At 68.9% G+C, this 9,648-nt stretch carries 9 protein-coding genes and 1 pseudogene; 4 read left to right on the forward strand and 6 right to left on the reverse strand.

Annotated elements, in window-relative coordinates; genetic code table 11:
* Positions 1 to 18 precede the first annotated feature (18 nt).
* Entirely contained in the window at positions 19 to 531 is a 513-nt protein-coding gene (locus tag LFM09_RS15420; RefSeq protein ID WP_414097117.1) for an N-acetyltransferase family protein, read from the reverse strand.
* A gap of 76 nt (positions 532 to 607) precedes the next feature.
* Between LFM09_RS15420 and LFM09_RS15425 the strand changes: the two genes are divergently transcribed.
* Positions 608 to 1,054 (forward strand): winged helix-turn-helix transcriptional regulator, encoded by a 447-nt coding sequence (locus tag LFM09_RS15425; RefSeq protein WP_414097118.1) that lies wholly within the window; start codon positions 608 to 610, stop codon positions 1,052 to 1,054.
* Positions 1,055 to 1,140: 86 nt separating this feature from the next.
* Positions 1,141 to 2,601, forward strand: a complete 1,461-nt coding sequence (locus LFM09_RS15430; RefSeq protein WP_414097119.1) for an alkaline phosphatase family protein — start codon at positions 1,141 to 1,143, stop codon at positions 2,599 to 2,601.
* 1 nt (position 2,602) lies between these two features.
* On the opposite strand, the gene LFM09_RS15435 is transcribed toward LFM09_RS15430, so the two are convergent.
* The 3 genes from LFM09_RS15435 to LFM09_RS15445 form a co-directional block, all read right to left on the reverse strand.
* Entirely contained in the window at positions 2,603 to 5,596 is a 2,994-nt protein-coding gene (locus LFM09_RS15435) for an AfsR/SARP family transcriptional regulator (protein WP_414097120.1), read from the reverse strand.
* Between the two features lie 31 nt (positions 5,597 to 5,627).
* Positions 5,628 to 5,843, reverse strand: coding sequence for an Lrp/AsnC ligand binding domain-containing protein (locus tag LFM09_RS15440; RefSeq protein ID WP_414097225.1), 216 nt, complete (start codon positions 5,841 to 5,843; stop codon positions 5,628 to 5,630).
* 117 nt (positions 5,844 to 5,960) lie between these two features.
* On the reverse strand, positions 5,961 to 6,563 hold the full coding sequence (locus LFM09_RS15445) for a TetR/AcrR family transcriptional regulator (protein WP_414097121.1): 603 nt from the start codon (positions 6,561 to 6,563) through the stop codon (positions 5,961 to 5,963).
* A 65-nt stretch (positions 6,564 to 6,628) separates the two neighbouring features.
* Here LFM09_RS15445 and LFM09_RS15450 point away from each other — a divergent pair, with 65 nt between their 5' ends.
* Complete coding sequence (locus LFM09_RS15450; RefSeq protein WP_414097122.1) at positions 6,629 to 7,099, forward strand: DUF1453 domain-containing protein; 471 nt, start codon at positions 6,629 to 6,631, stop codon at positions 7,097 to 7,099.
* Positions 7,086 to 8,300 (forward strand): aminotransferase class V-fold PLP-dependent enzyme, encoded by a 1,215-nt coding sequence (locus LFM09_RS15455; RefSeq protein ID WP_414097123.1) that lies wholly within the window; start codon positions 7,086 to 7,088, stop codon positions 8,298 to 8,300. The genes LFM09_RS15450 and LFM09_RS15455 overlap by 14 nt, the downstream gene beginning before the upstream one ends.
* Here the strand turns inward: LFM09_RS15455 and LFM09_RS15460 are convergent.
* A complete protein-coding gene (locus LFM09_RS15460; protein ID WP_414097124.1) occupies positions 8,285 to 9,349 on the reverse strand; it encodes an Hsp70 family protein in 1,065 nt (354 codons plus the stop codon). The two genes, LFM09_RS15455 and LFM09_RS15460, sit on opposite strands and share 16 nt — an antisense overlap.
* Positions 9,350 to 9,396: 47 nt before the next feature.
* Positions 9,397 to 9,648, reverse strand: a pseudogene (locus tag LFM09_RS15465) (glycosyltransferase); the annotation flags it as partial.

Consider the following 9,648-nt stretch of genomic DNA (forward strand, 5'->3'; position numbering starts at 1 on the left):
ATGGTCGGATCATGACCTCTAAATCCCCTGCAAGCTGTCTATAAGATCGGCATCCGTGATCTCCGCGGTCACCCACGCGAGTGGATAGCTCAGCCTGATCGCGTCGATTTCCCTGGTCAGACGCACGCCGGGGAGCACCTTGCGGACCAGCGCGAGCATGGCCTCGTTGTCCGGGAGGACCTCGCCGTGCAGTTCGGCGAGGTCCATTCGCGCGGCGATGGTGGTCAGCTCCTCCAGCAGACGCCTGCCGACGCCCCGTCGTTGCCACAGGTCGACGACCGCCACCGCGATCTCCGCTCCGCACTCGCCGGTCTTGATCAACCGGGCGATGCCGACCGGGTCGCCGCCGATCCTGGCGCACACGGCCGCGTGCCGTTCGCCGTCCACGTCGACCAGCACTCGGCGCGCGGATGCCGTGAGACGTGGCGTTGGGGCGTGAAACCGCAGGTAACGGCTCCGGGCGGACAGCCCGGCGAACACCGCGTCGACAACTTCCGGCGCGGTGTCGCGGTTGAGCTCGGTGACGCGCATGAGGATCGACTCCCTGGGTTCGGAATCCGAACTGTAGCTGAGTTCGAAAAACGAACGCAAGGAGTATTCTCAGCTCATGCCGTACTCGGACTTCGCGAGCATGCCGTGCACTCTGAGCCGCCCGGCCGCTCTGCTGGGCGAGCGCTGGACGTTGCTGCTGCTTCGCCAGATCTTCCTGGGAACCCGCCGGTTCGAGGACTTCCAGACCTCGATGGAGATCTCCCGCAGCGTGCTGACAGACCGTCTGAACGTGCTGCGGCAAGAGGACGTGCTCAAGCGCGTGCCGTATCAGGAAGACGGCCGCACACGGTACGAGTACCGCCTCACCACCAAGGGCAAGGAGCTCTACCCCGTGCTGATGGCACTGCGCACGTGGGGCGAGAAGTGGATGGCACCCGACGAGGAGGAGTCGTTCCACCTCCACCACCGCGACTGCGGCGGTGGCGTGCGGGCGAAGGTCGAGTGCACCGAATGCGGCGTCGAGCTGACCGCACGGGACGTGCAGGTGACGGCGCGTTCGTGAACTTGTACTGACAACTGCGGAAGCCCGGGTGAACTTCGGGTCGTTGCCGTTGCTGAAGACGGTTGCAGGCCGCAAGTGTGCTTGTCATGACAAGAGCTGCTCTTGCGTTACTGCTGCCCCTGCTGCTGATCACCCCGGCCGCGGTCGCGGAACCCGCGAAGACGCCGAAGGTGCTCGTGATCGGACTCGACGGCGCACGCTACGACAAGTTGCTTTCAGCTGACACCCCCACCATCCACGCGTTGCTCGACCGCGGTCACGGCGCCCGCAGCGCGCTGTACGGCTCGGGCATGGCCCAGACCTCCAGCGGTCCCGGCTGGTCGACGATCCTGACGGGCGTGTGGCCGGACAAGCACAAGGTCAAGGACAACTCCTTCTCCGGCAACGCCCTCGCGTCGTACCCGAGCTGGCTCGAACGCGCCAACACCGCGAACCCGGCCCTGTCGACGTACGCCGCGGTGGACTGGAAGCCGATCAGCGACCGGATCCTGCGCACGGGCCAGGACCGCAAGTTCGTGCTGGACGGCGACACCGCCGGCTACACCGGCTCGGACGAGAAGATCACCGTCGACGCCGAGCAGCACCTGCGCACGAACGCCGCGGACGCCTCGTTCGTCTACCTCGGCCAGATCGACATCGCGGGCCACGACCACGGCGCCGACTCCTCGCAGTACGCCGCCGCGATGCGCACGAACGACGCCCAGATCGGCCGCCTGGTGCGGGCCATCGAGTCGCGCTCGACGTACGCGTCCGAGGACTGGCTGATCATGATCACCACCGACCACGGCCACACGGCGTCAGGTGGTCACGGCGGTGACTCGCCGGAGGAACGGATGACGTTCGTGATCTCCACGGGCTCGGCGCGCCCGGCCGTGGCACCGAAGCTGGTCGACGTCGCCGCTTCCGCTTTGAAGCACCTCGGTGTCGCCGCTTCCTTGGACGGCTACGCGATCGGCACCGCACCCGTTGACGCGTTCGACTCGGCGACGCTGAAGCCGCGCCAGGACGAAACCGGGGTGCCCGCTTCGGTTCTGGGCTGGACGCACCAGGGTCCGGCGGGCTGGACCGTGACCACGGCGTCGTCGATGCCGCAGGGTGTCGCGGAGTGGCAGGGCTGGTCGTTCACCACCGACGACTTCTGGACCCGCACCGCGCCTTCTCAGTCTCGTGAGGCGAACGTGCGCGCGCGTGGCGTCTTCGCGGTCGCGGACCCCGATGAGTGGGACGACAAGGGTTCGCCGTCCTCACGCGGCAAGTTCGACTCCACGCTGACCTCTCCCGCCTACGACGTGACGGGCAAGTCCAACGCGCGTCTGGAGTACGGCTCCCACTACCTGCAGGAAGGCTCGCAGCGCGGCACGGTCAGCGTGTCGTTCGACGGCGGACCCGAGCAGATCGTCCGGACCCACAACGCGGACGGCCTCGCCCAGCAGATCTCGCTGAACGTGGCCGTCCCGTCGGGTGCCCGCACCGTTCGCGTCGCCTGGCGCCTCTTCGACGCCGGCAACAACTGGTACTGGGCCGTGGACGCCCCGCGTCTGTCGTGACTTACAGGGCTGAGCGCCATTCCGTGGCGCTCAGCCCTTCCAGCTCCTTCGCCTCGCGTGCGCCGAGCTGGGTGAACAACTCCTTGGCGCGCAACCACATCTCGTCGTTGCCCGTCGCCGCGGCAAGATCACGCATCGTGCGGGCCTGCCAGAGCGGCAACCCCAGCGTGGTCCACTGGTCCAGCGCGTCTTCGAGCAGTCCGGCCGCTTCGTCGTCCTTGCCCTGGGCCAGCGCGACCTCGCCGAGCGTGCGCGTCATCAACGCGACGCCGAACCGGTCGTGCTGCTGCGTGCAGACCTCCAGGCACTCGGCCAGCAGATCCTCGACGCCTTCGAGCTCGCCTGCCCGCAGTGAGGCTTTCGCCAACGACTGAACCGCATACGTGGCACCGAGTTCATCGCCGGCCTCGCGCAGGATCTGCTCGGCCTGCCGGCTCAGCTCCACCGCGTCCGCGAACGCGCCCGCCGCCCGGTGGCACAGGCTGAGTCCGCGCAACGCCAGCGCTTCGCCGCGTTTGTCGTCCTGCTCGCGGTACAGCTCGACACAGCGTTCGAACGCCCGCGTGGCCTCGGCCAGGTCGCCGTGGTCGCGGTGGATCGCACCGACGCCGTAGCTCGCCGCCGCGACAACCCCGTTGTCCCCCAACGTGATCGCCTTGTCGAGCAGCTCGCGCGCCCGTTCGAACTCGGCCAGGTCGCGGTGCACCGTGCCGAGCCCGACGTACGCGACGGCGAGCGTCTCGGGTTCGTCGATGTCGGCCGCGATCTCCGCCGCCTGCTGGAAGTTCGTCAGCGCCGCCACGAAGTCGTCCTGCTCGTACCGCAACTGCCCGAGCCCCGCGAGCAGCACGGCCTCCGCACGACGGTTGCCCCGTTCACGTGCCGACCGCAACGCCACCTCGTGGGTGCGCTGCCAGTTGCCGAACTCGTTGCGCGCCGCGAACGGTGACGAGAGCAGCGATGTGATCACGGTCGTGGTCAGCTCGTCGACGCCGAGGTCGTGCGCACGTTCAACGGCACGCACGACTGCGCCGGTTTCGGAGTGCAGCCAGCCGGTCGGGTCCTCTTCGACGTCCTCGGCGAGCCGCGGATCCAGCTCCACCTCGGTGTGCAACTGCGGTCGCAGCCCCAGGGTCACGCGCGGCAGCTTCTTCACCCCGGTCTCGACCAGCGCGAGCCACGTCTCCAGCATCCGCGTGACGGCCTCGGTGGCCGGTTCCTTCGCCGCCTGCTCGGCGCCGAAGAGCTGCACCAGGTCGTGGAACCGGTAGCGCACCCGGCCGATCTGGTCGACCCCCGCGACGTCCACCAGCCGCAGGTCGACGAGGTGCTCCACGACGTCTTCCGCGTCGTACGGCGAGATGTCCAGCAACGGCGCCGCGATCCACGCGCCGAAGTCCGGCAGGTCGAGCAGCGACAGCAGGTGGAAAGCCGTGCGGTGCAGGCCGTCCAGCTCGGCGTAGTTCAGCTTCAGCGACGACCGGATGGCCAGGTCGCCCATCTCCAGCTCGTCGAGCCTTCGCCGCTCGTCGGAAAGACGCTTGGCGAGCGTCTTCAACGGCCAGTGCGGCCGCGCGAGCAGCTTGGCTCCCGCCGCCCGCAACGCCAGTGGCACACCTCCGCACAGCTGCGCGATCCGTTGCGCCGACTCGGGTTCCGCGCTGATCCGCTCCGGCCCGACGATCCGGCTGAGCATCTCCCCGCTGACCTCGTCGCTGAGGAACCCGAGCTCGATCGGCTCAGCGCCCTCCAGCCCGGTGAGCCGGCTGCGGCTGGTGATGATCACGAAGCAGTTCGCGTTGCCCGGCAGCAGCGGCCGGACCTGCGCCTCGCTGCGGGCGTTGTCGAGCACGATGACGAGCCGCCGATCCGCCACCGTGCGCCGGTACAGCTCGATCCGCTCGTCCGGCGCGACCGGCTGGTCGTGACCGGGGATGCCGAGCAGCCCGAGGAACCGCCCGATCACCTCCTGCGGTTCGAGATCGCGCCCGGCACCGCGCAGGTCCGCGAACAGCTGCCCGTCCGGGTACGACTTGCGCAGCAGGTGCGCGGCGTGGACGGCCAGCGCGGACTTCCCGGCCCCGCCGAACCCGGACACGACCACGGTCGGCGTCGCGGTCCGGTCCTCCGTTTTCTCGGTCAGCCCGAGGACCTGCTTCAACGGTTCCTCACGGCCGGTGAAGTCGCTGATGTCCGGCGGCAGGTGGTGCGGAATCACCTGCTGGGGCGTCACGGCCGGCGTGGGCGGCACCGGCGTCGTGGGCCGGGAGACCTCGATCGAGCCGTTGAGGATCGCGGTCTGCAGGTCGCGCAGCTTCTCCCCCGGCTCGATGCCGAGCTCGTCGAGCAGGTACTCCCGCGCGTCCCGGTAGACGTTGAGCGCGTCGGCCTGCCGTCCGGCCCGGTGGAACGCCCGCATGAGCAGCTCACGCGTGTCCTCGCGCGCCGGGTGCGCGTTCGCCAGCGCGTTGAGCCTGGTGATGGCGTCCTCGATGCGGCCCTGCGCCAGCTCGCACCGCCCGAGCCCCTCCTCGGCGCTGAGCCTGGACTCTTCGAGCGCCATCGCGTGCCCGCGGGCGAACTGCGCCTCGACGCCGTGCAGCGCCGGTCCGCGGAACAACGCGAGCGCGTGCTGGTAGTGCGTGATCGCGGTGGCCGGATCGTCGGCCCTCTCGGCCTGCCGCGCCGTTGTCAGGTGCTTGTTGAACTCCTCCACGTCGCTGTCGACGTCCAGCACGTACCCCGGCGCCCTCGTGACCAGCGCCTTCCCCACCGCACGGCGCAACGACGACACATATGTGTGGACAAGCGCACCGGCCGTTTGCGGCGGTGACTCGTCCCAGATCAGGTCGATCAGCCGTTCCACCGGCACGACCTGTCGCGGCTGCAGCAAGAGCGCAGCCAGCAGCGTTCTCGGCTTCGGTCCGCCGAGACTCACCTGTCTGTCGCCGACCCAAACCTCGATCGGCCCAAGTACGAGCGCTCGCACGCTCACACCCCCATCCCCCAGATGACCTTTCGGTGCGCTAAGAGAATGCCTCATCCGCGCTGATTGCGACACGTTTGAGCGTGCGGATCACTGGTGCGGTCTCCGTCTCGGTCACGCCGTCCAGCGCACCGATGCGCTCAGTCAGGTACCGGTACAGGTCACCGCTGCTCCGGCACGTGACGCTGGCGACCAGGTTCGCCGGACCCGTGGTGGCGGCCGCGCGGTCGAGGACGGACCGTTCGCCGTCACGAATCCGAGCTCCGTTCCGCCCTGGAGCAGGCCGACTGGGAGATCACCCGGTTCGAACTCGACGCCGTCACCCTGACCGGCGTCAACGACCTCCCCGAACTACCCTCCTGAGTGGTGGAAGCTACCGCAACGAGTCGAGATGCTTGCGCAGCAACGACACCGTGAGCTCAGGTGTCATCCGGTCCGGGTGCAGCACGCCGTCGACGGTGAGCCCGTTCAGCAGCGACGCCAGCCGTTCCGCCTCCAGCGAGACGTCGAGACCCGCGGCCACCGTGCCTGACTCGACCATCACGGTCAGCGCGCGGCGGCAGAGCTGGCGCAGGCCGTCGTAGAGCTGTTCGGCGTGCGGCAGCAGCGACGGCCGGGTGCGCGCGGCGGTGGCGAAAGCCAGCCAGAGCACGGCCTCGTCGCGCCTGCGTTCGTCGAGCGGAAGAACCTCCGACAGCACGCGCTCGGCCGGGCGGCGCGGGTCCGTGCGGTCTTCCAACGACTGGACGTGGGCCAGAACCCGTTGCTCGGTGGAGTGAATCAACGCCTCCACGGCGAAGATGATCATGTCGTCGTGGCTGTCGAAGTAGTGCCGGATCGAGCCGATCGCGAGGCCCGCCTCCAGTGCGACGTTGCGCAGTGAGGCTTGCTCGACGCCGTCCCGCACGACCACGCGGAAGACCGCCTCCGCGACGGCTTGGCGGCGGGCGACGGGATCCACGACTCTGGGCGACACTCGCCTTTTGTAGCATGCCCCTGCTAGTTTAAGTAGCAGGGGCATGCTACTTAGGGGGGTGTGCGGTGACATATGTGCTGATCGCGGCCGGTGTGCTGTACGTGCTCGTGCGTCGGTTCAGGGGCGAACCGCTCAACGCTCGCGATCTGCTGGCGCCGCCGGTGTTCCTGTTGTTCTTCGGCGTCCGGGCGCTGGGCGAGTTCCACCTGGTCTACCTCGTGCCGCTCGCCGCCGGGTTCGCGTTCGGCGCGCTGCGGGGCATGACGATCCGGCTGTTCGAGCGCGACGGCCACCTTTGGCAGCGGTACACGCCGTGGACGTTGCTCGTGTGGGTGACGTCGATCGGCGCGAGCTTCGGTCTCGCGCTGCTCACGGACCATCACGCGCCGACGCAGTTGTCCATTGGAGTGAGCATGCTCGGCGAGTTGTTCACCGTCGGCGCGAAGGCTTTGAACACCGGAATTCCGTTCGCACCAGAGAAAACGCTGCGCAATGAGGTGCAGGCGCGGTTCCATGGGAGGCATGGATCGTCGTGACTTCCTCGTGGGGACCGGATTGCTCGCCGTCACGCCGACTGCAGCGTCGGCCGCGCCAGGAGTGGACTGGGGTGCCGTGCGCCGCGAGTTCCGGCTGGATCCGTCACTGATCAACCTGGGGCTGTTCTACCTCGCGTCGAACCCGCGCGAGGTGCGTGCCGAGATCGACGCGTTCAAGCGCAAGCTGGACGCCAACTCGCACGACCTCATGCTCGAGCAGGCGCAGGAGGTCGCCGTCGCACTCGGGGAGTACGTCGGCGGCAACCCGGACGACATCGCGTTCGTCCCGAACACCACCATCGGGCTCTCGATCATCTACGGCGGTCTGAAACTGCGCGCGGACCAGGAACTTCTGCTCAACGACCAGGACCACGCGTGGCACCGGCAGGCCGCCGACCTCGCCGCGCAACGCGTCGGCGCGAGGGTCCGGATCGGCACGCTCTACGAGAACTCGGCCAAGGCGACCGAGGACGAGATCGTCACTCGGCTGCGGAACTCCATCACGCCGCAGACCCGTGCCGTCGGCATCACGTGGGTGCAGTCGAGCACTGGCCTGAAGATGCCCGTGCGGGCGTGCGCGCAGGTCGTCGCCGAGGCCAACAAGGGCCGCAAACAAGAAGACCGCTGTCTACTCATCGTCGACGGTGTGCACGGGTTGGCTGCGGTCGACGACGACGCGGCGCGCATGGGTGCGGACGTGTTCGTGGCGGGCACGCACAAGTGGCTGTTCGGGCCGCGCGGCACCGGCATGGTGTGGGTGAACCCGCAGGTCAACGATCAGATCGTGCCGCTGTTGCCGAGCCTGATCGGCCGCACCCCGGCGGTGGCTCTCGGCCCCGGCGGCTTCCACGCGTTCGAGCACTTCTACGCGGTGAAGGCGGCCGTGCGGTTCCACCAACGCCTCGGCCGCACCCGTGTGGCGGGCCGGATCACCGAACTGGCGACGAGGTTCAAGGACGGGCTCGCCGCGATGCCCGGCGTCGTCATCCACACCCCGCGCGATCCCCGGATGTCCGCGGGCATGGTGTGCTTCGACGTGCCCGGGATGACCGGCCCCGATCTCGTGTCACGGCTGGCGCAGAAACGCATCCAGATCACCACGGCGTCCTACCGCATCCCGTACGCGAGGGTCGGCACGGCGGTCATCAACACCACGGCGGAGATCGACCGGACGCTGAAGGAGATTCACTCGTTGATCTGAGGCAGCACCGCTGTTCCCGGCGGCGCCAGCTCCACGCTCGTGGTCTCCATCATGACCTTCGGCCGGTCCATCGCCTCGTGCGCGGCCCAGCCACCCGCGAGCGTGAGCGCGAGGAGTCCCGCCGCGACGAACGGCGTCGTCGGCAGCCGCCGCTTCGGCGTGACCTCTTCGCGCGGCTGCGGCACCCACACCTCCGGCTCGTCCACCGGCTCGGGTTCCAGCTGCTTGGCTTCGAGGTAGGCACCGGTCGCGGTCGCGCCGTCCGGGGCGCGCATCACCGGGATGTGCAGCCGTTGCGCGATCTCCTTGGCCACCAACGGAATCCGCGCCGACCCACCCACGAGCAGGATCACGTCCGGCTCGCACAGGCCAGCGGCGCGCACGACCCGTTCGAGAGCGTCGACAGTCAGCTCGACCGACGGCCGGATGATCGCCTCGAACTCCAGCCGGCTGAGCCTGACCTCGTTGACCTCCCCGCTCTCGACGACGGGAATCCGCACCTCGGGATAGCTGCCGAGCAACTCCTTCGCCTCGACGCAGCTCCGCACCAGCTCCGCGCTGTGCGTCCCGATCTTCGCGATGACGTGCTCAGCAACGAGGTCGTCGAGGTCGAACCCGCCGATGTCGACCCGCTCCGGCCGCCCGGCCAGCAGGAACACGCCCTGCTTGCGCAGCACCGTGATCTCACACCCGGTCGCCCCGAAGTCGAACACCGCCACCGTGCCGTGCTCGGGCACCTGCGCATCGGCGTCGAACGCGATGGCCGCGGCGTGCGGCGCGGGCAGGAAGAGGATGTCCGCCCGCCCCAGCTCGATCAGGTCCTGCCGCACCTGCTCCAGGTACTCGTGCGGCCAGGACAACGGATGCGTCATCGCCACCCGGCTGGGCGCCTCACCGTGCCGCAGCGCGAGGTCGTCGAGGATCCTCGCGATCTCCCCGGCCGGCGCGAGCGGGCCGCGCCGGCCGGAGTGGCCGCTGGTCGTGACACCCCGGTCGGTGGCGACGGTGGTGCCTGCGGAACCGAGATCGAGCCCAACCTGGTACGACATGAGCGGGTCACCCCTTATGGCGCGCGGTCACCCACCACACGTACGTCTCAGTTGGCTTGGTTCAACGCCATCAACCGTTCTGCGGCAACCCGCGCACCGTCCGTGCGGACCTGCGCGCCCACTTGCGCCGCGTCCAGTTCGAGAACCTCGGCAAGGACCTCGGTGGTCACGGCTTTCGCGGATCGGCCGATGTTCAGCCGCTCGACCTGCTCACCCCAGTAGTACTGGTCGTACATGTGCGGCAGCACGAGCTGTGGCCGGCCGGCCGCCGCAGCCGTCGTGGGGGGGGGGGCGCCCCC

Source organism: Lentzea alba (assembly GCF_047445655.1).
Lineage (GTDB): Bacteria > Actinomycetota > Actinomycetes > Mycobacteriales > Pseudonocardiaceae > Lentzea > Lentzea alba_A.

What these genes read in the sequence shown, in the direction of transcription:
- LFM09_RS15460 (WP_414097124.1), bottom strand. Translation starts at nt 9,349, where the DNA reads ATGTCGTACCAGGTTGGGCTCGATCTCGGTTCCGCAGGCACCACCGTC.
- LFM09_RS15455 (WP_414097123.1), top strand. Translation starts at nt 7,086, where the DNA reads ATGGATCGTCGTGACTTCCTCGTGGGGACCGGATTGCTCGCCGTCACG.
- LFM09_RS15420 (WP_414097117.1), bottom strand. Translation starts at nt 531, where the DNA reads ATGCGCGTCACCGAGCTCAACCGCGACACCGCGCCGGAAGTTGTCGAC.
- LFM09_RS15430 (WP_414097119.1), top strand. Translation starts at nt 1,141, where the DNA reads ATGACAAGAGCTGCTCTTGCGTTACTGCTGCCCCTGCTGCTGATCACC.
- LFM09_RS15425 (WP_414097118.1), top strand. Translation starts at nt 608, where the DNA reads ATGCCGTACTCGGACTTCGCGAGCATGCCGTGCACTCTGAGCCGCCCG.